Here is a 26,808-nt window from a genome sequence, read left to right as displayed (position 1 = left end):
CCGCTTTTCATATGAAAAACATTTCAGTCCGTTATAATACCTTTAACGACTTAATATTCAACTTAAAAAGTTAGTAATGTGGCTACTTTCTTACTCTCCGCCTTACGTATATGACGTTGTTCTGCACGCAATACCGCAATGCGATGTAATTCTTTCTCTTCTTCTGTTTCAGGAATTACTCGAGGAACTGGAACTGGATTGTTCTCCTTACTAAGTGCAACAAAAGTAACAAATGACGTTGCTGCGATGCGCTTCTCACCTGAAATTAAATCTTCTGCTACTACCTTCACAAATACTTCCATAGACGTTCTACCCGTCCAAATTACAAAGGATTCATAACTCACACAATCGGTAGAACGAACAGGATGTAAAAAATCTACCCAATCCATAGATGCTGTGACGCATTCTTTTCTTGCATGCCTCGTCGCTGAAATAGAAGCAACCATATCCATCTCGGCTAATATCTTTCCACCAAATAACGTATTATGATCATTTAAATCTGTTGGAAATACTCGGCTCGTTTTGAACACCCTTGATTCATTGGCTGTTTTCCCCTTTACTTCTGTCATTGTTATCACCCCTTTAATGATGTATCCCTAATATCTCAATAATCACTATACTAAATGAACTACACGTTTAATATTAACAACATTCAGAACTCTTAGTCCATAAAAAAGAACCGATGTTATCAATCGGCTCCTCTAAATACATATTGCTCTTTCGGTTGTTCAACTTTATTCCATTTCGTTACTTCTAAAACAGGAATGTTCGCATGGAATGGCTGATAAAATTCCGTTGATATTTCTCCTTCAACTTGAATCCAATCATCATTGGTCCATTCTACCCCTTCTGGCTTTTTCACTAACATACCATATACACCAGAATCCGCTACACAATGTATAATACCGAAACGGAATAAGAAATATTGTTCTTTTTTAGAAGAATCATCTTTGAAAACAAACCCTTTAAAAGATAATTTCTTCCCAGTAAACTCGCCAGGATAATTATAAATTGTTTCCATCCCTTTTAAGAAATCTTCATCTTTTAAAGCAATACTATCTTTCGTAACAAACTCTTTTTTCCCTTTTTCCATTACACCACGATATCCTTCTTTCCCGTAATAAATGCTCGTATCAGGTCTTAGAAATTGCCTTGTCATAAATGGATCTTTACTTTCCGCTTGTGCTACTGGAAAATGAAACCCTTTTGCCTTAACAATATCTGAATCTAACGTTGCAATCGGGAAAAATAAACCTGAGACTATCGGAAAACAAAACAATGTGTACGAAAATGCTTTTTTCCACCAAGTATTTTCATCTTTCGAATGATCATGCCCACAATGGCTATGATCACAACCACAATTATGCTGTTCTCTTTCTTTTTGATGTTCTTTTTGGAAAACGATTATAATTTGAACAACAGTTAAAAAACCTAATATAATAGCTGCTGTTTTTGATAAGTAGGCATACTTCATATTAATATACTTCGTAATATTACCTGAAATATGAAGCTGCGCGATTAAGATTGTAAAACCTAATAATATATATGCTCGAAACATAACCTACCACCCCATCGCATAAATGAGTAGTGAGCTTGCATAAACAACAAGTGTAACTGTAACTGTAACGACAATTACAAATTTTGTTTTAAATGTCGCAAGCATCATAAACATATTTTTAATATCCACCATCGGTCCATATACGAGGAACGCGACAAGTGATGCTGTTGAAAATGTACTTTGGAATGACGAAGCAATAAATGCATCTGCTTCTGAACAAAGTGATAAAATGTAAGCAAGTCCCATCATAACAGCTGGTGAAGAAAACGGACCTTGTCCTATAGCAAGAAGTGTTGAAGTTTGTACGAACGTTTGAACTGCTGCTGCAATTAACGCACCTAATACTAAATATTTCCCCATCGAGAAAAATTCCTCAACAGCATGCGTACATACATCCCACATTTTTTTACGTAATGGACGCTTATGATTCACTTCTGGGAAGTGATCATCTCGTAATTGATGTTCTTTAAACATAAATGATAATATAATTCCAACGATAATTGCTACGATAATCGCTACAATAGAACGATACCATACCATGTGCATACTACTTCCAAAGGCAACGTATGTTGCAAATAATACGACTGGATTAATGATTGGTCCAGTTAACATAAATGCAATCCCGGCATATGGCGGAACCCCTTTTCCGATTAATCGTCTTACAATCGGAACAATTCCACATTCACAGCCCGGAAACATCATCCCTAAAAAAGTAGCCATTAAAACAGACAGAAATCGGTTTTTCGGCATCCATTTTGCTACCATATCTTCTGTAACAAACATTTGAATGAATCCTGAAATAAATACACCAATGAGCACAAAAGGAAGTGCTTCGATCAATATGGAGATAAAGATTGTATTCATTTGCAGGAATGCTTTCGGTAATTGAAACAATTCCATGATGTATTTCCTCCAACTTTTCATTAACAATATGTAATTTTAACCCTATTTCATTAATTGAACAAGACTTATGCGAAATTCCCCTCTATCATATACATTACATTTCATAAGCTATATTCTATTCAAAACTTTCGATTTCATAGCAAAAAAGCTGCTCTAGCGCAGTTATATAACTATGCTATAGCAGCTTTCTTATCGTTAAAAGTAACGTTTCTTCCAAAAAACAAATGCTAATGTGAAAGATAGTGTTACACATATTATAAGTACAATTACAAAACCGTGCGCTTCCCCTTCAAACGGAACTTTTACGTTCATTCCAAAGAAACTAGAAACCATCGTTGGTAACGATAAAATGATTGTAATAGACGTTAACAGTTTCATAACACTATTTAAGTTATTTGATATAACGGAACTAAAAGTATTCATCATTCCACTTAAAATGTGACTATATATTTCCGCCATTTCAATAGCCTGTTTATTTTCAATTAATACATCTTCTAATAAATCTTGATCGTCTTCATACATTTTTAAAAATGTACTGTTACGCATTAACTTTTGAATTACGATTTTATTCGCCTTTAATGATGTTGTAAAGTAAACTAAACTTTTTTCAAGACCTAGCAATGTGAAAATCTCTTTATTTTTCATCGACTGATTTAATTGATGCTCTAAATCAATTGTTTTTCTGTTAATTTGCTTTAAGTATCTTAAATAATAAGTAGAAATCGTATATAAGAGCTGAAGTGCAAATCGTGTCTTTTTAAACGTATAAAATTCTTTAATACGTTGATTAATAAAACGTTCAAATATTGGGTTTTCCTCTAAACAAATTGTCACAAAACAATCTGGCATAACAATCATACCTATTGGAATCGTGTCATAAATCGAATTTCCTTCTTCATCATGTCTAACTGTTGGAATATCCACGATTATTAAAGTATTACTGTCTTCCTTTTCAATACGAGAACGTTCTTCATCATCTAAAGGGTCTTTAATGAAATCTAAGTCTACATTTAAAGTTTGTACTAGATATTGAATTTCTTCTTCCGTTGGATGAAGTACATTAATCCAGCAACCCTTTTGCATTTCCTCAATCTCTTGTAGTTTTCCGTTTCGGTCTGTTAAATAAATATTTAACATACTATCACCCCGATTCTTTTTACATGTAGGAATCTACCTCTCTTACATAACAGTTTTTGAACCGCCATTCTCAGCATATGAAACATACGTTTAAATTTCAATAGAAAAATTATTTTGAAAACGTTTTTACAAGAAAAATATTTTAAACAAAGAAAAAGACAGAGCGCTCTCTGCCTTAAAAAGCTTATGTTGCCTTTATAACATATTTAGAAAGCATCCACAAGTTAAAACCAACTGAAATCGTGTAACCAGCGTATGTTGAAATAATAAAACTTACATAATCGAAATACGGAAGCAATACAATATTTAAAACTATCTTTACAATAATGCCAATCACTAACCCTAGCACCGTTTTCTGTTGCTGATTGATTCCTTGCAGCATCGCAGCTGTTACTGTAAAAAGCGAAAATAGTATACAGGCAGGAGCGTAATACTGTAAAATAATACTCCCCATCTCTGGATCATTTCCGGCACCGAATAAAAGAGTATATACTGGTTTTGCTAACATCATCATTCCAATCGCCGCTGGTACCGTAATACCTACCACTAATAGATTCGTCCTCGTAAAATGTTTGTACAGTAACTTCACATTTCCTGCTGTATAAGCTTTTGTCATCTCAGGTACGAGTGACATACTAAAAGCAGTCGCAACGGAAACTGGGATAAGTACAACCATCTGAACAAGTCCAATTATTGCATTAATCTTCTCTGCTTCTCCTTGCATATATCCCATTTGTATAAGCAATTTATTAATTGTAAATGTGTCAATCGTCTGATACAACGGAATTGCTAAACCAACCACAACAAATGGTATTGAATATGTAAAGAGCTCCTTATAGAGTGAGAAAAAAGATTTCGTTGTTTGTGGTATACTTGCCATTTCTTTTTTCTTTAAGTGCTTTCTCCTCCTTATGTAATACGCACTTAAAACAGTTAGTCCACCTATCGCTCCCATAAAAGCACCGAATGTTGAAATACCAACAGCTAGTGAGATAGAAGCTTTTAAAATATATATAACGACAAAGCTTCCTATCAAGATGGTTAATACCCGAAAAAATTGCTCTACAACTACACTTAGAGCAGAAGGCCCCATCGATTGGAACCCTTGAAAAAAGCCCCTTAATAAACTCATGACTGGTACAAGTATTAACGCAAAACTTACAATTTGAATATTAGTAGTGACCGCCGCTATACTATTCCCCGTTTGATCATTTCCATCGATTACAAGTTTAGCCAAATGCGGAGCTAGCATATACAACGTAAAACTCGAAATAATTCCCATTATAAACATAAAAACAATTCCACTTTTCAGCACTCTCTTAACCGTATGATAATCATTTAGTTGATCATATTTTGATACCATCTTTGAAACTGCAAGTGGTAGTCCCATCGTCGCAATGCTGAGCATAATTGTATATGGACGATAAGCATACGTGTATAAAACGTATCCACTCGTACCGACCATAGCTGTAAATGGTATAACATATATAAACCCTAACATTTTAGATATCATCGTTGCCATTGTTAAAAATATCGTTCCACGTATAAACGGTGACCCTTTCATCACATTCCCCCGCTACACTTTATTATTACACATTATGGACAACTCTTTTTTTTTAGAACCGAAACAAGTAAAAAAAGCCAATGAAAAATCATTGACTTTAACGCGCTGCTTTTTTCTTTTTGAAATACTTTAAACCGAAGTATAGAGCAATAAAGAGAATCGCTCCTATAATTATGTAATGTGTGTAATCAGATGCATATTCTTTAATATGTCGCCAATTTCCACCAAGCTTTTCACCTAAATATATAAATAGTATTGACCACGGAATAATCGCAACTACTGTATACAGTGTGAATAGTTTTAATGGCATCTTAGCTAATCCTGCTGGAATAGAAATTGCATGACGTACGACTGGGATAAAACGTGCCGAAAAGATTACGCCTGCTCCGTAACGCTTAAACCAATTTTCTGCTATGTCTAAATGGTGTTTATTAATAAGCAGATATTTCCCATATTTCTCTACAACTGGACGTCCTCCGTAGTATCCAAGCCAGTATAAAAAGATTTGGGCTAAAGTACCACCGATTGTTCCAGCAATAACTGCACCGACAAAGCTAATTTTACCATCTGCGACTAAAAAGCCAGCATACGAAAGTACAATTTCACTCGGGATAATTTCAATCATTAAAGCTAGCGCTACTCCAAAGTAACCTAAACTTGCAAAAAATTGCAATAACTGATCTATTATGCTTGCTAACATCTTATTTTCTATCTCCTTTTTTCTTCACATACCATCTCATTATTACATAAAGGTTGCATTCTGCCAATATCTTCATGCCGACAATATCACAGGCATACGCATTATTAATCTATTACTATTTCTTTCTGAGGTTCTTTTATGTAGGCAAACATTTGTTTAATTTGCTCTTCTGTATTTCTAGCAATCGATAAATTAGGCAATTCATTTTCACCAAAAAACTCCACATCATCTGTTTCAATACTAGTTTTCTTTTCACCACCAATAATTTTACAGCCAATAAAAATTTTATATACATGCGTTGCTGAAGGCGATGGTTGATGTTTTTCTTTATCAAATATAGCTAGTAACTTAAAATGATCTACCTCATAACCTGTCTCTTCGAAAACCTCTTTTGCTGCTACTTCTGTCGGCGTATAACCGATATCAGCCCATCCACCTGGCAATGCCCATTTCCCATCACTTTTTTCTTTCACAAATAATAACTTTTCATTTTGAAAAACGACTGCTCTTATATCGACTTTAGGTGTTTGATAGCCTGTCTCATTTGCAAATAACTTCTCTACAACTTCCCAATCTGTCTTTGTATAATGTGACATCATCGAAATGGAAATATCCCGTAATTGTTGGAAACGTTCTATATCATACACATCCTTAGAATACGTTAAACCCGCTTGAGCTATAGATTGTATTTGTTTTACCCAATCAATCCATTTTACCGTCATGTTTCCACATCTCCATCCTTTATTAAGTATATATTACGCCAATTCTACCAATACTTCTTTATTATACAAAAAAAGAGATTGATAATGTTCCAATCTCTTTCAAAATTAATCCAATTCATGTAAATGATCTTGTATATACTTTCTTCTTTTATTTATATATTCCTCAATCATATCAGCTTCTTGATCAAATATTTCTAATTTTTCTTTCATATATGGATCTTGTAGTAAATAAGGACGAATCGACTCACACAAACTTTCTACTTTCGGCATCATAAATGAAACGGTAAATTGTTCTTCTAATATTTCTTCCAAAATACCTCGGTATTGCTTTCTAAATACAGGTATATCTAACAATCTTGCACTTAACGTGTTATAACCTTGAATACGAATATATTCATGATTAAGTGGTCTCCCTTGTACATCTCGCCCCCAAGTCGCATCATAATCCCACGGTATTACTTCAAATAAATTTGTTTCATCATTATGATATAGTGCATAGTTATGAACGAAACCATCAAAGTTTTGTGTAAAAATAACGCCAGCTAACCATCGTAAATATTTATCAACATGCAAAAACTTCCCAATTTCTTTTTCATAAGATTCCCTCGACAAAGCGTTCGCTTGAAATACAAATTCACTCAGCTGTTCTTCACTATTTTCATTCGAGTATTTAAATTCATAACCCGCAAAGAGCTCGGTCTTAACATCTTTATCTCTCTCACTTATTAAAGAAAAATTCGCATCATCATCTATCGCATAATAAATAGAACCACTCGGTAATCCTCTATTTTTCAAAAAGTTTTCGTCAACTGATTCTAACTGTAAATATACACCTTGAATTTGACCATTAATTTTTATAAACACATGTTGTGATTTCGGTGAAAGTACACCAATATCATGAAAAAAGTCTAAAGATAATTTATTTCGTATGAGAGACGGATCCATAAACTCAGAATTTAAATGAATCTCTTTCGCACCTTGAAATTTTTTAGGCTTATAAAACATAACATGATAAGATTTTTTCTCAAATTCACGAATATGAGCACCACGGTATACGATATCAATATCATACTTCTTTTTTCCATAAGTTAATTTTGCTGGCACTGGACTGTCTGACCAAATGTCTTTTTTCAATTCCACTAAGTACATTGGATGAATAAAAAAATCATATGAAGGTAACATGTTTTCTCATCCCTTCTCAGTTCTCTTCATTCAATGTATGCAACTCGCCTTGTCCATACATCCGCTATCATCTATTTATATAAAATTACACTCTTGTCCTGTTCAGAAAGACGTCATATCTCATATCATGTTAAGGAAAAAGAATACCTTTTCACCTGAATACATGATAAGGAGGATTTCTATGAAACGTGATATTAGAAAAGCGGTTGAAGAAATCAAAAGTGCTGGGATGGAGGATTTCTTACACCAAGATCCAAGTACTTTTGAATGCGATGATGATTGTACTACAAAAATAGAATGTAGCGACGATTGTAAATGTCCAAGAACAAGATGTACTCGCGTGAAACATTGTACTTTCGTTACAAAATGTACGCATGTTAAAAAATGGACATTTGTTACGAAATGTACGCGTGTACGCGTTCAAAAATGGACGTTCGTTACGAAAGTAACACGTAGAAAAGAATGCGTTTTAGTTACAAAACGTACTCGTAGAAAACATTGTACTTTCGTTACAAAATGTGTACGCTTTGAAAAGAAATTTTACTGGACGAAACGATGTTACTGTAAAAAATGCGAATTCTTCCCGAATGGACACGGTGGCTCTTGCGACGATTCGTGTGATGATGGAAAGAAATGGAACGATTGCAAAGGTGGCGGACATAAATTCCCATCTTGCAAAAACAAGAAATTCGATCACTTCTGGTATAAAAAACGCAATTGCTAGTTTTTCATACAAAAAAGGCCGTTTTCACGGCCTTTTTTGTATGCTTACTGAAAATGACTTATATCTGCAAATTGCTTCACTTCACCTTTATCTTCTTCAAATTCTATAATACTCAAACTAGCACTATGCATAAATGGATCATCCCACACATTTTCTATTTCAATACCTGCAAAATGTCCTACAAGTAGCTTTGCCGCTGCCGCATGAGAAACAATTAATATACTTTCTCCTTTATGCTTTTCTAAAAGAATCTGCATCCCCTCAATTACCCTTTTATGAACAGCCTCAAAATTTTCTCCTGATGTTGACTGAAAAAGATGTGGTTCATACCAAAATAACTGTATGTCGTCTGGGTATTGCCTTTCTATATCATCAATGGTCTGTCCTTCCCATATACCCATGCTAATTTCATAGAAATGCTCATCCGCGATTATTGGTATATCACGTTCTCCCTTTATTAACTCTGCAGTATGAAGGGTTCTTTCACTCGGACTACTATAGATCGCATGAATAGATAAATCTTTCATTCGCTCTCCTAATTGCTTAGCTTGCAGTATACCATTTTCAGTTAAAGCAGAATTTTTCCGTCCTTGCATTCGCTTCGCTACATTCCATTCCGTTTCACCATGCCTTGTTACATATACCGTTGTCTTCACTTCAATTCCCCCTTACCATGTTGGCCGCAATTCCCACGGTTCTACTCGTCCTACAATCCATTCATTACATTTACTTTCAATTCCTTTTATTACCCCATCCGATATTTCTTCATGAGTAAGCCATCTTGCGTATGTATCTTCTAATATAAAACCTAAAATTATTCTATGATAGCTACGCGTACCGCCTATTTTTTGTGAGGCTATTCTCGACGCTTTATTGCCTAAAATATGAAAAACTTCGTATGTTTCAGACGACAAGTCTAATTCTCTACAAATAAGTGATAACGCATCTTTTGCACTTGAGTGTATCCATGCGACAACTAATGTTATTGGGCCATTCCGCTCAATTGTGCTTTTAATAGCTACCTTTACATCGTCATCATTATGATAATCTAACGGAAGGCATGTGATATTTTCTGGTATAGCACTCTCTCGTTTAACATTTTCTAATTTCACTTCATCTCTTCCAATAATAGAAACATGAAACTCTTGCTCACAAAGCCACATAGACACCCTCTTTAGCATTCCTGTTCCACCAATTACTAGCGCATGCAACTTCTTTTCCTCCTTAGTAAAATGTCATATGAGGTTTATCTTCCCTATAATAATTAAGTCTGTCTTGCAATGTCCCTGAATGAAATTCAAACTTATGTCCGTCTGGGTCAACAAAATAGATAGATTCACAATCCCTTACATCACGTTCTCTTCCTTTTAAAATATGAACATCATTTTCTTCTAATCGCTGCAGTAGACTTTCAAAGTCTTTCTGTTCAACAGAAAACGCAATATGTGTATAAGATTGATAAATCTCATTTCTCGGAATATGTATTTCTTCATTAAGTGCTACCCATACTCCACATATATTAAAATATGCAAGTTTTCTTCCTCTAACTAATAATTCTCCTTCCAATACTTTTTCGTAAAATTCAATAGAATCTTCTAGATTAGATACTGAAAAACAAAGATGATTGATTCCGTTTAACAACTATAATTCCTCCTATACAAATAAAAGATGAGCGAAAATTCACTCATCTTTTATTATACTATTTTTTTGTAATATATGCCCACTTATAACTGAAGTCCCCACCAAACGTATGATTCGCAATACCTTTTACGTACGGTTTCTCTAAATATGCTGTACTTTGTTGATACGTAGGAGAAATGGCAGCATCTTGACCAATTAAGATTTTTTCCGCTTCTGCAAGTGCATTCCAGCGTGCTTTATCATCTTTTAATAGTTCTCCTTTTGACTTCGCTACTAACTCATCATACTTCGGATTAGAATAATCCATTTCATTAAATGAGCTTCCAGTAACAAACATATCAATATAAGTCATTGGATCTGGATAGTCTGGACTCCATGCAGATAAAGAGAATTCATATTCAAATTTCTTTTCTAAATCTAACTTCTGTTTATATGGCTGTTGTTTTAAATTCACTTTAATACCAGGTAAATTTTTCTCTAACTCTTCTTTAATAAAGTCTCCTACTTTTTTACGACTACCGTTATCATCATTTAGTAATTCGACTGTAATTGTATCTTGGCCAAGTTCTTTCTTTGCTTCTTCCCATAACTTTTTCGCTTTTGCTGCATTATCTTTACTGTCACGGAAATTTTTATTTACAGTACGGAAATCTTTCCCATCTGGTCCTGTCGTAAATTTTTCAGGTACTAAGAAATATGCTGGCAATGATCCGTCATTTAAAATAACATTTGCAATTCCTTTTTTATCATATGCTAGGTCAATTGCTTCACGAACTTTTTGATTTTTAAACGTTGCATTTTTTTGGTTAAATCGTAAGAAATACATACGTGGATCTAACTTCGTTTTAAATTCATCTGGCTTATTCTTTTTATATTTATCAACAAATTCAGAAGTTAAAATAACACGGTCCGCTTGATCACTATCATATAAATTTACTCCTGTGCTCGTTTCCTTCACAATATTCACATTAATTTCTTCTAACTTCACAGTATCTTTATCCCAATAATTAGGGTTTTTCTTTAACTGATAACTTCGTTCATGTTTCCATTCACTCATCGTAAACGGTCCATTATATAATAATTTATCTGCTTCTAATCCGTATTTATCTCCTTGTTCTTTCACATATTTTTCATTTAAAGGGAAGAATGTTGGGAATGAAGTAAGCTCAAGGAAATATGGTGCTGGTTGTTCTAATTCTACTACTAACGTTTTATCATCCTTCGCTTTCACTCCTAATTGATCTAACGGTAACTCTCCTTTATTTACTTTCTGTGCATTTTTCACATCAAATAAAATAAATGCATACTCAGCTGCCGTTGCTTTATCTAATGTACGTTGCCATGCATATACAAAATCTTGTGCTCGAACTGGATCACCATTTGACCATTTCGCATCACGTAATTCAAATGTATATGTCTTTTTATCTTCACTAATTTTCACGTCTTTTGCCATACCTGGAGTTGGTTTATTATCCTTATCCAAGCGATATAATCCTTCCATTGCATTTACAAAGGCACGGAATGATACAGAGTCTGTTGATTTTGACGTATCCATTGAAGGAATTTCTGCTGTTTCTAGTAAGTTTAATACTTGCTTATCTGCTACCCCCTTACCTGCTTCTTTCTTCGTTGTAGATGCCTTCTCCCCATTTCCGCAACCTGCAACTAATACGCTAGTCGATAATGCAACTGCAGCAATCGTTGTTGCCTTTCTCTTCATTGTTCCTTCCCCCAATCTATATGTATAAAGTGAAACTTTAATCAGTGGGGGGTTCTTCATCCCCCACTGATTATTAGTTGAACCAATCGGGCTTTAATGGGCAGTTACCCCCCACCTAACTTCTTTGCTTTCACTGAATTTTGAGGTGGGGGTCTTACTGCCCATTAAAGCGGGATAAATGAAAGCCAGTATAATACATATTATTATACAAAAGATTCAGATTATTTCAAATATTATTTTCGTATATACAAAAAAAGAAGCGGATAGAGAGCTCTACTATCCACTTCTTTTTCTATTTCTTTTACTTGTAATCCATCCTCTATGTCAAATGGATTTTGAACTTTAAATATTTCGTCCATTATCTTTAAAAATTCTTCCTCATTTTTAGATTCGCCATTAATCATAAGTGAGTATGGTTCGATCTCACCCAATTTATAATCAACAACAAATTGGATCGTAACCTTTTTCTTCGACATATCCGGACTATCCCCTTGGAACTCTACCAATTCTAATCCTTCAGTGCCACGATAATATGCCCAACCCGGATTTCTAAAATAATTTTCAAACGATTCACCAATTGAAAAGAATGGATATTCATATAGCGAGCTTGTACGAACTTTTTGAATAATATCTCGATCAGTCGGGAAAAAGAAATGGCTGATAAAAATACTAGCAACCGCTAAAATCGTAACAATTGTTGCTCCCATTTTACTCGTTCCACCACTATCACGAATGAGGTACTTTTCAACCGATTCATCTTGAATTTCTCGTGCTTTTATTCGATATATACGCCTTTCTGCAAATTGATAATATAATCCATTCGCAAAAATCGCCATTCCAAATAAAATAAAAACGAGTAATAGAAACGTAAGAGGCACCATATTAATGATCGGCAATGCTACGTTGAAGCCCATATAATAAGAAAACGCATCACACGCTAATAATAACAATACAAATAAAGCTGCAGGTAAATAATACTTACGATATCCGAGCCAACCTACATTGAAAATAGCTGCCCAACCATTCCAGCTCCACCTAGCAATCCGCTTTTCCTCAAGCTCCCATTTCCTTTTGTAATACGGATATTGTCTCCCTACATATACTTCTAATTCCTTGTCTATTAGCGAACTTCCTTCACTCTGTTCAGTATGCAAAGTCCGCTGGCAACTTTCACAATTTAACTGATTTCCCTCGCAAAGTTGCCCACAATTTATACATTTCAAAACAATCCCTCTTCCCATCTATACGTCATTTCAAAATACCTTCGTGTTTTAATAACCACTCTTTCCTCCATAAACCGCCCGCATACCCAACAAGTTTCCCGCTCTTTCCTATTACACGATGACACGGAACGATTATTGAAATCGGATTGCGACTATTTGCTCCTCCTATGGCTCGTACAGCTTTCGTATTTCCGACTTTCTCTGCAATATCTAAATATGAAGCACTTACGCCATAAGGAATCGTATAGAGCGCATCCCATACTTTTTTTTGAAATGCTGTTCCCTCAGCAGACAACGGGACTGTGAACTCTTTTCTATTCCCCTTAAAATATTCATCTAGCTCATTTATACATTGATCTATCATTTCATTTATATGTTCTTCTTGTCTCTCATCAACAAATATAACAGACGTAATTCCTTTATCGTTCGCTGTAATTTCTAGCAAGCCTAATTCACTTTCATAATAAGCTTGGTACATATGTCATCCTCCAATTCAATTCATATTCATTATTGTAACACGAATAGACAAAATTTTTCGTATAAGCGTTTTATTCGAGAAACAAAAATGAGAATGATACAATGTAAGAAAATTCAATCTAGGAGGCTATTGGATGAATTACAAACTTTTTTCACCTTATACAATTAAGGATGTTACATTAAAAAACCGGATTGTTATGTCACCTATGTGCATGTATTCATCGGAAAACGGGGATGGCCAAGTAACGAATTTCCATCTCATTCATTATGGAACAAGAGCTGCCGGTCAAGTTGGTTTAGTTATGATTGAAGCAACAGCCGTGTTACCTGAAGGTCGAATTTCAAATAAAGACTTAGGCATTTGGGATGACAGTTTAATTGAAGGCTTACATAAAACGACAACTTTTATACACGATAATGGTGCAAAAGCTGCCATCCAACTCGCTCACGCTGGAAGAAAAGCAGAATTAGAAACAGATGCGTTAGCTCCTTCAGCCATTCCATTTAATGAAACAATGAAAATGCCAATAGAGATGAGCAAACACCAAATTAAAGATACTGTATTAGCTTTTCAGCAAGCTGCAGTACGATCCAAACAAGCTGGATTTGACGTTATTGAAATACACGGTGCTCACGGTTATCTTATTAATGAATTTCTTTCTCCACTTACCAATAAGCGGACTGATGAATATGGTGGTTCACCTGAAAACCGCTATCGTTTCTTACGCGAAATCATTGACTCCATAAATGAAGTTTGGAACGGACCGTTATTTGTCCGTATTTCAGCAAATGATTATCATCCTGACGGGTTAACAGTTCAAGATTATGTTCAGTATACGAAATGGATGAAAGAACAAGGAGTAGATTTAATCGATTGTAGCTCTGGGGCTGTTGTACCTGCACGCATCGATGTTTATCCTGGGTATCAAGTACAATATGCTAAACATATTAAAGAACATGCTAACATTGCAACTGGTGCAGTGGGATTGATTACGACTGGGGCACAAGCAGAGCAAATTTTAAATAATAACGAAGCAGATTTAATTTTTATCGGACGTGAGTTACTTCGCAATCCTTACTTCCCACGAATAGCCGCCAATGAACTTGGCTTTGAGTTAGAAGAACCCTATCAATACGAGCGAGCGCCTGGGAAAATCAGTACAAATAAATAAAACCGAGAAGCTTTTCTTCTCGGTTTTATTTATTCTATCGTTGTAATTTCATTCGAATTATAAATGTGGATACCTGATTCTTCTCGCAATGCAGTTATATACATCCCTTTTGCCACATCTTTAGCTGAAATTGGTTTATACTTTTTGAAGGCTCCTTTAAATATAAAAGGAATCATACGAGATAATTTTTCCGCCATTCGTTCACCAAAGCGAAATTCTTGTCGATTTCCTACTAATAAAGATGGCCTAAAAATGTGAATACCACCGATTACTAACTTTTGCAATTCCTCTTCCATTCTTCCTTTCACTTGTGAATAAAAGAAAAACGATTTAGGATTCGCTCCCATTGAGGACACAACAAGGAAATTTTGCACCCCTTGTTTTTCAGCTAAACAAGCCGCTCGTAACGTATATTCATAATCTACCTTTTTGAAATTAGCTTTCGTTTTTGCTTTTTTGATTGTTGTTCCTAGACAACTAAATACGTCATCTACAGCAAAGAACTCTTTATATTCCTCTAATGCCAAATAATCTACTTGCTTTTGCTGTAACTTTTCATGTTGCCATTGCATTGGTTCTCTTACAAAAATAGTAACCGAATCGTAGTAATCTGATTCAAGTAATAGACGCGTTATCTCTTGCCCAACTAAACCACTTGCACCAAGTACTAACGCTGTTCGTTTATTCATATATGCATATACCTCTTATTTTACTTTTCTCTCCTTTAGTAACATACAACTTTTAGGAGCTTCCTTCTCTCATTTTACCACAAGTAAAGCACTATGCGTACGCATAGTGCTTTACTCACTCTTTTTTCTCATCTTTCTCTCGTAATTTTGTTACGGTTGATGCATCTCCTAAATTACTTATTAATCTTCTTAAAAAAATCAAGACTACGGCTAATGGTAGTACTACCGCTAATATCAATAAAATAGCTTCCATTAAGTAACCCAAATACTCATCCCCCCTCTACACCCTCCTTTCATATATATGAACACTACGTTGTCACATATGCATGTATTCGCAAAAATAACACATCTATATTTGACAACTTTATAACAAAATCAAATCGGAATGATTATTATTTATTGCAACTTTATAAAAGATGTATTATACTAAGTTCGCAAACTAAAACGTAATTATTCCGTTTTGTATTAAAATGATATTTTTCTTCTATAATTGGGGAAAATATATCCGTAAAAAAAGAAAAGAGGAGAACTTCATGCCTAAAAGATTGACTATACTTTCATTCTTACTTATTTTCACTTTAATTTTTACTGGCTGCTCAAATACAAAAGAAGGTAATGCCAAGAAAGACGGAAAGCTAACTGTTTATACAACTATTTTTCCTCTTGCAGATTTTGCAAAAAAAATTGGTGGTGACTATGTAACTGTTGAAGCAATTTACCCACCTGGTGCAGATTCTCATACATTTGAACCAAGTCAGAAACAAACAGTACAAGTTGCAAAAGCCGATTTATTCGTTTATAACGGCGCTGAATTAGAACCATTTGCTGAAAAAATGGAAAAAACATTACAAAAAGAAAACGTTAAAATTGTAAATGCATCAAAAGGTATTGAACTGCGTACTTCTACTGAAGAAGAGCATCATGATCACGGAGACGGCCATAAAGAGGATGAACATCATCACGATAAAGACCCACACATTTGGTTAGACCCTACTCTAGCAATGAAACAAGCAGAAAAAATTAAAAATGCACTTGTAGCATTACAACCTGACCATAAACAAGAGTTCGAAAAAAACTTTGCAGCACTTCAAACAAAATTTACTGATTTAGATGATCAATTTAAATCAGCAGTTGCGAATGCAAAAACGAAAGATATTTTAGTTTCTCATGCGGCTTATGGATACTGGGAACAACGCTATGGCCTGAAACAAATTGCTATCGCCGGTATTTCAGCTTCTGATGAACCATCTCAAAAACAACTTGCTGACATTACAAAAACAGTAAAAGAACATAATCTAAAATATATTTTATTTGAAACATTTTCTACTCCAAAAGTAGCATCCGTTATTCAAAAAGAAACAGGTACAAAGATTTTACGCTTAAATCACTTAGCTACTATTTCTGAAGACGATGCGAAAAATAATAAAGATTACTTCACTTTAATGGAAGAAAACGTAAACACATTGAAAGAAGCTACTAACTAACCAACTTTTGATAAGAAGCTGAATACGACATTCAGCTTCTTTTTTATGTGTTTCTGCTTGACTTGACCAAAATAACAAGTAAAATTATCCATATTAGCTTTCAAGCTATATCAATTTAGAAGGTGAGTTGGAATTATGACTCTTCACATTTGTGAAGTAACAGAAAAAAATTGGCGTTCGGTAGCTGCTTTAAACGTCGCAAAAGACCAGCAGCAATTTATTGAAAGCAATGCGTTTTCTTTAGCAGAATCATTATATGAGGGAAACGGAACGTCAGTAGGTTTATATGATGGAGAAACACTTGTAGGATATGCAATGTATGGATGGTATTGTGAAAAACGTAAAAGCGTATGGTTAGATCGCTTTATGATTGACCAACAATATCAAGGAAAAGGATACGCAAAACGTTTCCTTCGCTTGCTCATTCAATTCTTACAAAATAAATTTGAATGTAAAACAATTTATTTAAGTTTACATCCAGATAACAAACTTGCAATGGGATTATATGAATCATTTGGATTCCGTTTAAATGGCGATATTGATGATGAAGGCCCTGTTGTAGGTGTTGTAATGGAGTTACTTTTAGATGAACATACAAGCCTGTGAAAACAGGCTTTTTTATTATCCTTCATTTTTTGCAATCTAGCATTTTTCTACAAAGTGCTTAGTTAATCCAAAAATAAGCCTGCAATATGCGCAGACTTATTTCACACACTCCTCAAAATGTGCTTGGAACCATTCTTTATTAATATCTTTTCCGATGAAAACAACTTCACTTACTCGATCTTCGCCCTCTTGCCACTCTCTATCATACGAAGCAGCAAATAACGTATGTACGCCTTGGAAAACGATACGTTTATCCACTCCATCAATCGATAAAATTCCTTTGTAGCGATATAAATATTCTCCTAGTTCTTGAACGACAGCTGACATCCACTCATTTAGTTTTTGTAAATCTAACGGACGCTCTTCGCGTAGTACAAACGATTTTACACCTTCTAAATGATTATGCTCTGTATGAGGATAAATTTGTAACGTATCTTTCGTTTTAAACGTTTGAATTTGTAGTAACGATGGAATATCCACATCACAATTAGTCGACTGAATTAACTTTGCAGTCGGGTTTATTCCTTGAAGTTCATGTAAGAGATTTTCTTTTTCACTCTCTTCAATTAAATCTAACTTATTCACTAATACAACATCAGCAAATGCAATTTGTTCTTTTGCTTCTAGCCCTTTTTCAAAATGTTTATGTATATGATAACTGTCTACTACTGTTACAACACCGTTAATTTGGTATGCAGATTGAATAACAGGATCTAAAAAGAATGTTTGAATAATAGGACCTGGATTTGCAAGACCAGTCGTTTCAATTACTAATCCATCAAAGTCCATTTTCCCTTCTGCTTTTACGTCCAGTAATTGTTTTAACGCAACGAGTAAATCCTCACGTACAGTACAGCACAAACAGCCGTTTGTCATTTCCATAATTTCTTCTTCAACATTCATAATCAACTGATTATCAATACCAATTTGCCCGATTTCATTTACGATCACCGCTAATTTCTGACCGTGATTCTCTGATAAAATACGATTTAATAATGTCGTTTTCCCTGATCCAAGAAAACCAGTTAATATTGTTACTGGAATCATGCCTTACATCTCCTTATAGCTATATGTTTCTACATTATAGCACATAGAAAAAATCGTTTTTATAGCAAAACATATTTATTGTTTGTACGCCCCTCAAACTATATAATAATATGTAGTAAGAAAGCCTTTTCAAAATAATAATCATTCATCAAGGGGGTACTTATAATGGAACGAGTTCAAATGGCCGAAACGCTAGAATTTTCTCGTATTATTCAAGGGTTTTGGCGTTTAGCAGAATGGAATATGACGAAACAAGAGTTACTTTCTTTCATTGAAGATTGTATGGATATGGGAATTACTACTTTTGATCACGCTGATATTTATGGCGGTTATACGTGTGAAGGACTGTTCGGAGAGGCATTACAACTAAAGCCTTCCTTACGCGAAAACATGCAAATCATCACAAAATCTGGAATCGCTCCCCTATCACCGAAATTTCCAGAGCGTTATGTTGCTCACTACAACACTAGTGCAGAACATATTATTCAAAGCGCAGAAGCTTCACTTAAAAATTTACATACAGATTATATTGACGTATTACTTATCCATCGTCCTGATCCTTTCATGGATCCAAATGAGGTGGCAGAAGCGTTCTCTCGCTTAAGACAAGAAGGAAAAGTTCGTCATTTTGGTGTATCTAACTTTTTACCTTCCCAATTCAATATGTTAAGTTCATACTTAGATTTCCCGCTTATTACGAACCAAATTGAAGTATCAGCTCTGCAACTTGAGCATTTTGAAAAAGGAACAATTGATTTATGTCAGGAAAAACGAATCAATCCAATGATTTGGTCACCTCTTGCTGGCGGAGAAATCTTTACTGGTCAATCAGAACGTGCTGTACGTGTACGTGAAACTGTGCAAAAAGTCGCTACTGAGCTAGGTGTTTCTAGTATCGATACGGTTATGTATGCTTGGTTACTTGCACATCCAGCTAAAATGTTGCCAATCATCGGCTCAGGTAAATTAGATCGTGTTAAAACAGCCGCTCTTGCTACAAAAGTTAACTTAGACCGTCAACAATGGTTTACAATTTTCGAAAGCTCTAACGGACATCCTGTACCATAATGCACAAAAAGAAGAGCCGTTTCTCTACAGCTCTTCTTTTTCATATGTATTTCTAGTCATCGCAAATACACACATATCCCTTAATCCATTTCCATCTACTGCAACACTAGCACTTTCTAACGTACCTTCTAATTTAAAGCCCAATTTTTCAGGGATCGCTCTACTCTTCTTATTTAAAGCATCACAACGAATTTCTACGCGGTTTGCTTTCAGTTCAGAAAAAGCATAATCTTTTATTCCCTTTGCAGCCTCGACCATATAACCCTTTCCACTAAACCTCGAATCAATCCAATACCCGATTTCAAATTGTGGTATATCCCAATTAATGCGATGCAATCCGCTAGATGCGATAAACTCGCCTGTTTCTTTCGAAAATACTAGTAACCTTAAATCCTCACGCTGTAAAAATTGAATATGTGACTTTCTAATGCTCACTTCTACTTCTTCCTCTGTTTGCTCTTTTTGTGCAAAAACCATCCATGGTTTTAATTCTTTCATAGAAGCTTGAATGGCATCGTATACAGCTTTACCATCACCCGGTTTCGGCATTCGAATCAATAGCCTTTCAGTATAAAATTCAGAAGGAAAATCGAATAATAACGGATTCACTTTCAACACTCCCTATAATTCTTTTATATATAATAATATCCATCTCAAACTATACAGTAAAGAAATTTCTGAATTTTATACATTTAATTCATTTACATCTACCGCAACACGAACGCCAGATTCAATTGCCCCTTGTATCCATCCGTGATATAACGTTGTATGGTCTCCAGCAAAGAATATTCTTCCCTCTGGTTTGACAATCGCTGGTTGCAACTCTGATTCTTGACCTGCCTGAAATAGAGCAAACCCTCCAAGTGCATATGGATCCAACGTCCAACTTTTTGATATACCAGATAAGAATTCATCATATACTTGACCACCTAATATCGTTGCTAAGTTTTGTAATGTGTAATAAATACGATCTCCCTTTGATAATCCATCCCATAACAACGCATCATATGACCACGTATAGCTTCCTAGCATCATTGCTGGTCCCTTTCCTCCAATTCCATAGCTTGGATAATAGGCGTAACGAATTGGCAAATCCGTTATAATTCTGCCACCTAATTGTCCTTGTTCTTCCCAAAATCGACTTTTAAATTGAATTCCTATTTTTGTCGCAGGCATATAATGCAATTCACGAATTGCTTTCCATTTCTCATGCGATATAGAATCAAATGGATCTACTTCTACAAACCGCATTGTTGAAAATGGAATGGTCACAATAACTAAGTCCCCTGTAATACTACTATATTCAAACGTTTCTTCGTTTCGATAGAAAGCTGTCACACCATTATCATGCTGATGTAGCTTCATTAATTTTTGATTATATATAATATCTTCCTCTAATTGTGGTAAAAAAGATTTTGGCAATCTATCATTCCCGCCTATTATTTCACAAAATCCGCTCTCCTCTTGCATAATGTATAAAAAACGTAATGTCTCAACGAATGACCTTTCTAAAAACCCTTCTAAATCCAACAAAACGCCAATCATCTCAATTGTTACTGGTGAAAAGTAAGTATTATATTGATAAGGGTGATATTTTAAAAATTGTCCTGTAGAGTATCTCCCAAAATCCTTTACTACAACATCCCAATTTTTCTCTGGGTTCTTTTTAATAAAATTTATAATAGGCTGTACCGCTAACAATAATAGCTCCTCAGACGTTTTCCCCACTTCATTCATTTCTACAGGATACTTTAATATACTTGGATCTTTTTCATATTGTTTTAATGTCGTTTTTCGGCCGTTTACGTAAATAATATCAGTCTCATTCCTATTAATAAAAGGGCTTACCTGTAGCCCAAATTTTCTTATATATGCCATCGTTAATGTATGCGAATACGGAATTCTCATTGCCCCTACATCCAAATATAAACCGGTATCTTCCATTCTAACTGTCTCTATGCGGCCACCTACCCGGTTGTTTGCCTCAAAAATCTTCACTTCATGTCCCGCAGCTTTTAATAAAGATGCCGAAACTAATCCAGCCATGCCAGCCCCTACTACAATAATTTGTTTCGGGCTCGTCGTCTCCTTTAATCCTTTATCTATAATTTTTAACGTTTCATCCATCTCCGTGTTATACATTATATCTTTCTGCACAATTCCACCCCTTACTTCATCAAATGGGCATTAGTCGTTTAGTGCATTTTATTCATAAATTTCTATAAACATAACAACAGAGCAAGTTAAATATTCACTAAAAATACATAAGAGATAGCTCTCACATCTCTTTACGCTTCGTATAATATAGCAACAGCAAATAAGGAGTGGTTGAATATGAAACCAACTTACGACTACAATGCTACAAAGAAGTATTTAGAAGAAAAGAAACAACAGCTATGCAACAAACTTAGTAATATGCATCTATCTAAAAAAGAACGTGAACAACTAAAACTTGAGATTGATAACTACGAATATATTCTAAATGTAGTCGAAATGAATCATTATGAACGAGGATTTTCACGTTAAAAGTGGATATGTAATTTATCCACTTTTTATTTTGAGCATTTCATTACGCATTTTTCGTAAGTAAATATATAATAGGATGTACATTAAGATTGAGAGGTATATTCTATGATCAAATTAAGTGTATTAGACCAATCCCCTATTTCAGATGGTAGTACGGCAGCCCAAGCTTTTTCACATACAGTTACGCTTGCGCAAGAAGTTGAAAAACTCGGATATACACGCTTTTGGGTATCAGAACATCACAATTCTGTAAGCCTTGCTGGCTCAAGTCCAGAAATACTTATTTCTCATATTGCAGCGAAAACGGAGCGGATGAGAGTCGGTTCGGGTGGTGTCATGTTGCCACACTATAGTCCGTATAAAGTTGCTGAGAATTTCCGTGTTTTAGAAGCGCTTTATCCAAATCGTATTGACCTTGGTGTCGGCAGAGCACCTGGCGGTATGCCAATTGCAACTCGCGCGCTTCAAGAAGGAAAAATGGTCTCACTTGATCAATATCCAGAGCAAATTGCAGATGTTGCAATGTACTTACATGATCAAGTACCAGAAAACCATCATTATGCAAATTTAAAGGCTACTCCTGTAATTCCCACATCTCCTGACATGTGGTTGCTTGGCTCTAGCGGAGAGAGTGCAAAGATTGCCGCACAACAAGGTGCTTCTTTTGCATTCGCACAGTTCATAAACGGATACGGTGGACCCGAGGTAATGGAGGCCTATCAAAAACAATTCCAACCTTCCTATTTAGGAGATAAACCAAAATCAATCGTCGCTATTTTTGTTATTTGCGGTGAAACAACTGAAGAGGCGGAAAAAATTGCTTCTAGTTTAGATTTATCAATCTTATTACTAGAACAAGGAAAGCGTACAACTGGTACACCTTCTATTGAAACTGCACAAAATTATTCATACAGCGCCTATGATTTATTCCGTATAAAAGAAAATCGTCAACGTATGATCGTCGGTGATCCCTCTTCTGTGAAAGAACAAATCGTAAACTTAAGCAAAGCGTACAATACTGATGAATTTATGATTGTCACAATTACTCATCGATTTGAAGATAAATTAAATTCTTATCGCTTACTAGCGAATGCTTTTCATTTATAAGGATAAAAGGGAGATACATCCATTATGATGCATCTCCCTTTCTTACTACTTATTACTTTTGTCTTCTATATATTTAATAGCTTCTTTTAATAGTTCATCAAAATCCTCAGGATAATCATGTTTTAAATTAGGTACAACTTTAAACTCATGTTCTATATTCTTATCTTTTAATACTTGTACAAATTGCTGCGTACATTCGAAACAATCTTCATCTTGATCCCCGCACACTACATATCCCTTTATATTTTTATCTTGTAGCACTTCCAACAACTCATTCCATTCATCAATCTCTGGAAGCCACGGCGCCATAAAAATAAAACCATCTACATCTATATCTTTATGTAAAATTGTATACAAAGCTACTCTGGCACCAGCAGAAAAACCACCAATTATTACACTTTCTCCCCTATGATTTTCTATAAACTTAACGTAATGCTCTTTTAATTCTTCTTTCCCTCTCTGTATATCATCCCAAACAAACCCATCTGAAAACTGAATTTGCGAAGACTGTGGTAAAGCTAACGTATAATCTTGATCCAAAACAGATTTCCAATATGGTTCTACTATTGCTATATTTTCTTGATCACCATGCATTGCAATAAATAGTTTTTCTTTTTTCTTACTGTCTATATATTTCACATCTGCTCGTTCTGTTTTCTTTGCTAACTCTTCTCTTTCTTTACATAATTGAACCATTTGATGAAACTCTTCAAATTTATGTAGTGGTTTTAAATCGTCGTCCGAAATTAAATACTCATTTCCATACCAAAAACCCTTTTCTATAATAGCTTCCTTCATTACATGCATCGCTTCTTCTTCAAGTCCTGCTGCACTCGCTAATGCATATTTAAAATTATATATTTGAGCCTCATTCCCTACTATACCTTTCGCATGCTCCATTATATAAGTGTATGCTTCCAAACTTCCTTTACTTGCATAGCAATGTAACGTTTCATTTAATAATTGAATGTAAGTCATGCTATTTTTCATACACCCATTCCCCCATATTCTTTTATAATATGTATTTCTCAAACCTTTTTACTATTTTGTAATCACTATATATAACTCACGCTAATGGTACTTAATCATTACTCCTCTTCGTCCAATAAGTTTAGTATAAAGTTGAATAAACTGAAAAATCAATATTTTTATAAACAAAAAAAGACAACAATATATTTATTGTTGTTCTCAATACATCTACCCACTCTTTTGTTTTTTTCTATCTGGTTTACTTGAAACTAAATAATGTTTTTCTGAAATATATAAGTCTCTTTTTAATATACGATCTAAGTAAGGTCCTAGTTTCATTCCGCATATGAGGCGATCTTCACTACCTTCTACAATTGGAAACATTTCTTTTTCTGTTACATACTGATCTACTGCCTTTTGTACGATATCAATTTCTTTCACTAAGTTTAAGTTTTCTTCTGTATGTTCAAATACCTCAAGCGTTTCCTTCGTAATAAGAAAATGGTTTGTTGGAAATGCAGGTAAATACGGCTTTAACAAATCATAATTCACTGTATAATCATCATTTACTAATACTGTATAAACGATATTAGCATTCTTTTCTAAAAACTTGGCCATCGCTTGTTCCAATTCATCTTTCGTAATTTCACGCTCTTCTTTTCCAGTTTTGAAAAAGCGAAACATCGCATCGCCTCCTTTTTACTATATTATAGCATAAAAGAAAACTGAAAAATCACAAAAAAGTCATTGAAAGAATTTTTCAATGACTTTTTTCTTTATATTCTTATATTTATCCCACTTTAATGGGCAGTAAGCCCCCCACTGATTAAAGTTTCACTTTATTTTAAGAACGCACTTAGCATCCATACATGTTGTTCTAATGTTGTATGAATTGCTAACAACATGTCCGCTGATGTTTCATCGCCAGCTTCACCAGCAACTTCCATGCCTTCTTTTAATTCTTGAATCAATGCAGAGTAATCATTCACTAATGTTTGCACCATTTCTTCTGCAGATTCCTTGCTTGTCCCTTCATTCACACTAGATGTTGCCAAATATTCTTTCATTGTCGCTAACGGCTTACCTTCCAATGCTAAAATACGTTCTGCTAATTCATCAATATACGTTCCAGCTTCATTGTAAAACTCTTCAAATTTCTCATGTAATGTAAAGAAGTGTGGTCCTGTCACATACCAATGATAATTATGTAGTTTCACATATAACACATTCCAGTTTGCTACCTGCTTGTTTAATACTTCAACAACATTTGTTTTCGTACTCATACAATCCACTCCTCTTATCATTTCATAATGTTTGTCTTTTAAGAACCTAGTTACATATTACCATACTTTTCCTATCCTTTCGAACGATTGGCTCATATGTAACAAAGTTTTAACACCTTTAATACTTCCCTAATATCTTTTCATTCATGTATGTTTTCTAACAGTTCATACGTCTAATTGTCCAAGCTCATACATATGCATAATAGTAAATCAAGCTCATCGTAGTAGAAAGAGGGATAACATGGACAATCAACAATGGCAAGTAGCAAAGAAAGTGGCTGCTACTTATATTGGAACAGTCGTTGGAGCTGGATTTGCTACTGGACGAGAAATTGTTGAATTTTTTACAGTGAACGGATTTTATGGAACTATTGGTATATGTGTAAGTGGATTTTTTTTTATTTGGCTTGGCACAAAGATGATGTTACTCTCCTCACAAATCGGTGCATTTTCAGCGCAAGAATTTAACAAATACTTATTTGGGGATGTATTTGGAAATGTTGTAAATACACTATTATTACTCGTATTATTTGGTGTAACGAGCGTTATGTTATCAGGCGCTGGAGCGGTATTTGAAGAGCAACTTCGTTTACCAAGACAACTCGGTATTTTCATTACAGTAATCGCCTGTCTCATTATAGGTAGTCGCGGGTTACAAGGGGTTTTTGAAGTTAATACACTTGTCGTACCTATTATGATGATTTTCATTATCGGACTTGCTATTACAACGTTTTTTCACGGTACAACTCCTATTAGCAATACTATTCCTGCAGAAAGCTGGAATATGAAGTGGATAACTAGTCCTATTACATATGTCGCCTTAAATCTTTCTCTCGCCCAAAGCGTCCTCGTCCCGTTAGCCAGTGAAGTAAAAGATCGAAAGGCCATTTTATGGGGCGGTATTTTAGGTGGGGCAGGACTTTCTTTAATATTATTATGTAGCCATTTAGCTATCTTATCAGTCGACCAATTTTATCAATATAACATTCCAATGGCTGAAGTCATAAGAAAATTCAATGCCACTTTTCACTTTTTCTTTGTTCTTATCATTTTCGGTGAAGTATTCACAACTTTAGTTGGCAATATGTTCGGAATGACAAAACAAATGCAATCCATCACTGGCTGGAAAAATAACAATATTATTTTCTTCATTTTACTAATAAGTTATTGCTTTAGTTACGTTGGTTACAGTGAATTACTCCACATTCTATATCCTATAATCGGGTGGGTCAGCATCATTTTACTTCCAATTATTGCTTTTAAACAACTTCAAAAAACATAAAAGAAGCATCCATGTTATTGGATG

At 34.7% G+C, this 26,808-nt stretch carries 30 protein-coding genes; 8 read left to right on the top strand and 22 right to left on the bottom strand.

All coding sequences use genetic code 11. The features are described from left to right. Positions 1 to 62 precede the first annotated feature (62 nt). The 8 genes from ACTFRN_RS12650 to cotH form a co-directional block, all read right to left on the bottom strand. Positions 63 to 569, bottom strand: coding sequence for an acyl-CoA thioesterase (locus ACTFRN_RS12650; RefSeq protein WP_000141171.1), 507 nt, complete (start codon positions 567 to 569; stop codon positions 63 to 65). A 119-nt stretch (positions 570 to 688) separates the two neighbouring features. After that, on the bottom strand, positions 689 to 1,558 hold the full coding sequence (locus ACTFRN_RS12645; protein WP_000488036.1) for a TIGR03943 family putative permease subunit: 870 nt from the start codon (positions 1,556 to 1,558) through the stop codon (positions 689 to 691). 3 nt (positions 1,559 to 1,561) lie between these two features. Beyond that, positions 1,562 to 2,458 (bottom strand): permease, encoded by an 897-nt coding sequence (locus ACTFRN_RS12640; protein WP_000418724.1) that lies wholly within the window; start codon positions 2,456 to 2,458, stop codon positions 1,562 to 1,564. A gap of 198 nt (positions 2,459 to 2,656) precedes the next feature. Next, entirely contained in the window at positions 2,657 to 3,598 is a 942-nt protein-coding gene (locus ACTFRN_RS12635; protein ID WP_000932390.1) for a magnesium transporter CorA family protein, read from the bottom strand. 184 nt (positions 3,599 to 3,782) lie between these two features. After that, on the bottom strand, positions 3,783 to 5,162 hold the full coding sequence (locus ACTFRN_RS12630; RefSeq protein WP_014893811.1) for a putative polysaccharide biosynthesis protein: 1,380 nt from the start codon (positions 5,160 to 5,162) through the stop codon (positions 3,783 to 3,785). A gap of 97 nt (positions 5,163 to 5,259) precedes the next feature. Next, positions 5,260 to 5,862, bottom strand: a complete 603-nt coding sequence (locus ACTFRN_RS12625; RefSeq protein WP_000881205.1) for a DedA family protein — start codon at positions 5,860 to 5,862, stop codon at positions 5,260 to 5,262. Between the two features lie 104 nt (positions 5,863 to 5,966). Continuing rightward, on the bottom strand, positions 5,967 to 6,584 hold the full coding sequence (locus ACTFRN_RS12620; RefSeq protein ID WP_000216910.1) for an NUDIX hydrolase N-terminal domain-containing protein: 618 nt from the start codon (positions 6,582 to 6,584) through the stop codon (positions 5,967 to 5,969). A gap of 105 nt (positions 6,585 to 6,689) precedes the next feature. Next, entirely contained in the window at positions 6,690 to 7,766 is a 1,077-nt protein-coding gene (gene cotH / locus ACTFRN_RS12615) for a spore coat protein CotH (RefSeq protein ID WP_074567839.1), read from the bottom strand. Between the two features lie 181 nt (positions 7,767 to 7,947). Between cotH and exsB the strand changes: the two genes are divergently transcribed. Continuing rightward, positions 7,948 to 8,490, top strand: a complete 543-nt coding sequence (exsB, locus tag ACTFRN_RS12610) for an exosporium protein ExsB (RefSeq protein ID WP_000817487.1) — start codon at positions 7,948 to 7,950, stop codon at positions 8,488 to 8,490. Between the two features lie 44 nt (positions 8,491 to 8,534). On the opposite strand, the gene ACTFRN_RS12605 is transcribed toward exsB, so the two are convergent. From ACTFRN_RS12605 to ACTFRN_RS12580, 6 genes are all read right to left on the bottom strand, one after another. Beyond that, entirely contained in the window at positions 8,535 to 9,146 is a 612-nt protein-coding gene (locus ACTFRN_RS12605; protein ID WP_000859178.1) for a phosphoserine phosphatase 1, read from the bottom strand. Positions 9,147 to 9,158: 12 nt separating this feature from the next. After that, a complete protein-coding gene (locus ACTFRN_RS12600; protein WP_074567838.1) occupies positions 9,159 to 9,701 on the bottom strand; it encodes a short-chain dehydrogenase in 543 nt (180 codons plus the stop codon). A gap of 13 nt (positions 9,702 to 9,714) precedes the next feature. After that, positions 9,715 to 10,131: a FosBx1 family fosfomycin resistance bacillithiol transferase gene (gene fosB / locus ACTFRN_RS12595; RefSeq protein WP_000931692.1), complete on the bottom strand. Its 417-nt coding sequence runs from the start codon at positions 10,129 to 10,131 to the stop codon at positions 9,715 to 9,717. Between the two features lie 58 nt (positions 10,132 to 10,189). Beyond that, the gene (locus ACTFRN_RS12590; protein WP_000823005.1) at positions 10,190 to 11,851 is read right to left on the bottom strand and encodes a peptide ABC transporter substrate-binding protein; all 1,662 of its coding nucleotides are present in this window, start codon (positions 11,849 to 11,851) and stop codon (positions 10,190 to 10,192) included. Positions 11,852 to 12,084: 233 nt separating this feature from the next. Further along, positions 12,085 to 13,074, bottom strand: a complete 990-nt coding sequence (locus ACTFRN_RS12585; protein ID WP_014893812.1) for a DUF2628 domain-containing protein — start codon at positions 13,072 to 13,074, stop codon at positions 12,085 to 12,087. Between the two features lie 25 nt (positions 13,075 to 13,099). Beyond that, a complete protein-coding gene (locus tag ACTFRN_RS12580) occupies positions 13,100 to 13,552 on the bottom strand; it encodes a methylated-DNA--[protein]-cysteine S-methyltransferase (RefSeq protein WP_000283887.1) in 453 nt (150 codons plus the stop codon). Positions 13,553 to 13,685: 133 nt separating this feature from the next. Here ACTFRN_RS12580 and namA point away from each other — a divergent pair, with 133 nt between their 5' ends. Continuing rightward, entirely contained in the window at positions 13,686 to 14,723 is a 1,038-nt protein-coding gene (gene namA, locus ACTFRN_RS12575; RefSeq protein ID WP_001107020.1) for an NADPH dehydrogenase NamA, read from the top strand. A 29-nt stretch (positions 14,724 to 14,752) separates the two neighbouring features. On the opposite strand, the gene ACTFRN_RS12570 is transcribed toward namA, so the two are convergent. Continuing rightward, positions 14,753 to 15,412 carry an oxidoreductase gene (locus tag ACTFRN_RS12570; protein WP_001042754.1) on the bottom strand — a complete coding sequence of 220 codons (660 nt, stop codon included), beginning with the start codon at positions 15,410 to 15,412 and terminating at the stop codon, positions 14,753 to 14,755. 115 nt (positions 15,413 to 15,527) lie between these two features. After that, positions 15,528 to 15,677: a hypothetical protein gene (locus ACTFRN_RS12565; RefSeq protein ID WP_000540927.1), complete on the bottom strand. Its 150-nt coding sequence runs from the start codon at positions 15,675 to 15,677 to the stop codon at positions 15,528 to 15,530. A 268-nt stretch (positions 15,678 to 15,945) separates the two neighbouring features. On the opposite strand from ACTFRN_RS12565, the gene ACTFRN_RS12560 reads away from it, so the two are divergent. Both ACTFRN_RS12560 and ACTFRN_RS12555 read left to right on the top strand, forming a co-directional pair. Next, the gene (locus ACTFRN_RS12560) at positions 15,946 to 16,896 is read left to right on the top strand and encodes a metal ABC transporter substrate-binding protein (protein ID WP_001126184.1); all 951 of its coding nucleotides are present in this window, start codon (positions 15,946 to 15,948) and stop codon (positions 16,894 to 16,896) included. 135 nt (positions 16,897 to 17,031) lie between these two features. After that, entirely contained in the window at positions 17,032 to 17,502 is a 471-nt protein-coding gene (locus ACTFRN_RS12555; RefSeq protein ID WP_000172424.1) for a GNAT family N-acetyltransferase, read from the top strand. Positions 17,503 to 17,598: 96 nt separating this feature from the next. Here the strand turns inward: ACTFRN_RS12555 and ACTFRN_RS12550 are convergent, their stop codons facing one another. Beyond that, a complete protein-coding gene (locus tag ACTFRN_RS12550; RefSeq protein WP_000613439.1) occupies positions 17,599 to 18,549 on the bottom strand; it encodes a CobW family GTP-binding protein in 951 nt (316 codons plus the stop codon). Positions 18,550 to 18,714: 165 nt separating this feature from the next. On the opposite strand from ACTFRN_RS12550, the gene ACTFRN_RS12545 reads away from it, so the two are divergent. Next, the gene (locus ACTFRN_RS12545; protein ID WP_074567837.1) at positions 18,715 to 19,617 is read left to right on the top strand and encodes an aldo/keto reductase; all 903 of its coding nucleotides are present in this window, start codon (positions 18,715 to 18,717) and stop codon (positions 19,615 to 19,617) included. Positions 19,618 to 19,641: 24 nt separating this feature from the next. On the opposite strand, the gene ACTFRN_RS12540 is transcribed toward ACTFRN_RS12545, so the two are convergent. Further along, positions 19,642 to 20,226, bottom strand: a complete 585-nt coding sequence (locus ACTFRN_RS12540; protein WP_001068760.1) for a GNAT family N-acetyltransferase — start codon at positions 20,224 to 20,226, stop codon at positions 19,642 to 19,644. A gap of 75 nt (positions 20,227 to 20,301) precedes the next feature. Further along, positions 20,302 to 21,774: a flavin monoamine oxidase family protein gene (locus tag ACTFRN_RS12535; RefSeq protein ID WP_001168131.1), complete on the bottom strand. Its 1,473-nt coding sequence runs from the start codon at positions 21,772 to 21,774 to the stop codon at positions 20,302 to 20,304. Positions 21,775 to 21,951: 177 nt separating this feature from the next. On the opposite strand from ACTFRN_RS12535, the gene ACTFRN_RS12530 reads away from it, so the two are divergent. Both ACTFRN_RS12530 and ACTFRN_RS12525 read left to right on the top strand, forming a co-directional pair. Continuing rightward, a complete protein-coding gene (locus ACTFRN_RS12530; RefSeq protein WP_000805517.1) occupies positions 21,952 to 22,143 on the top strand; it encodes a DUF3896 domain-containing protein in 192 nt (63 codons plus the stop codon). Between the two features lie 105 nt (positions 22,144 to 22,248). Then, on the top strand, positions 22,249 to 23,250 hold the full coding sequence (locus ACTFRN_RS12525; RefSeq protein WP_000594053.1) for an LLM class flavin-dependent oxidoreductase: 1,002 nt from the start codon (positions 22,249 to 22,251) through the stop codon (positions 23,248 to 23,250). 45 nt (positions 23,251 to 23,295) lie between these two features. Here the strand turns inward: ACTFRN_RS12525 and ACTFRN_RS12520 are convergent, their stop codons facing one another. From ACTFRN_RS12520 to ACTFRN_RS12510, 3 genes are all read right to left on the bottom strand, one after another. Next, positions 23,296 to 24,240, bottom strand: a complete 945-nt coding sequence (locus ACTFRN_RS12520) for an alpha/beta hydrolase (RefSeq protein WP_000798305.1) — start codon at positions 24,238 to 24,240, stop codon at positions 23,296 to 23,298. Positions 24,241 to 24,447: 207 nt separating this feature from the next. After that, complete coding sequence (locus tag ACTFRN_RS12515; protein ID WP_000488187.1) at positions 24,448 to 24,903, bottom strand: DUF3939 domain-containing protein; 456 nt, start codon at positions 24,901 to 24,903, stop codon at positions 24,448 to 24,450. Between the two features lie 155 nt (positions 24,904 to 25,058). After that, complete coding sequence (locus tag ACTFRN_RS12510) at positions 25,059 to 25,502, bottom strand: Dps family protein (protein WP_000105198.1); 444 nt, start codon at positions 25,500 to 25,502, stop codon at positions 25,059 to 25,061. Between the two features lie 241 nt (positions 25,503 to 25,743). Between ACTFRN_RS12510 and ACTFRN_RS12505 the strand changes: the two genes are divergently transcribed. After that, positions 25,744 to 26,784, top strand: coding sequence for a YkvI family membrane protein (locus ACTFRN_RS12505; protein WP_074567836.1), 1,041 nt, complete (start codon positions 25,744 to 25,746; stop codon positions 26,782 to 26,784). Positions 26,785 to 26,808 lie beyond the last annotated feature (24 nt).

It is taken from the genome of Bacillus cereus group sp. MYBK245-2, from assembly GCF_051916145.1.
Classification (GTDB): domain Bacteria; phylum Bacillota; class Bacilli; order Bacillales; family Bacillaceae_G; genus Bacillus_A; species Bacillus_A pacificus.
The sequence above is the reverse complement of the archived record's forward strand: the minus strand, read 5'-3'. Positions and strand labels throughout refer to the sequence as shown.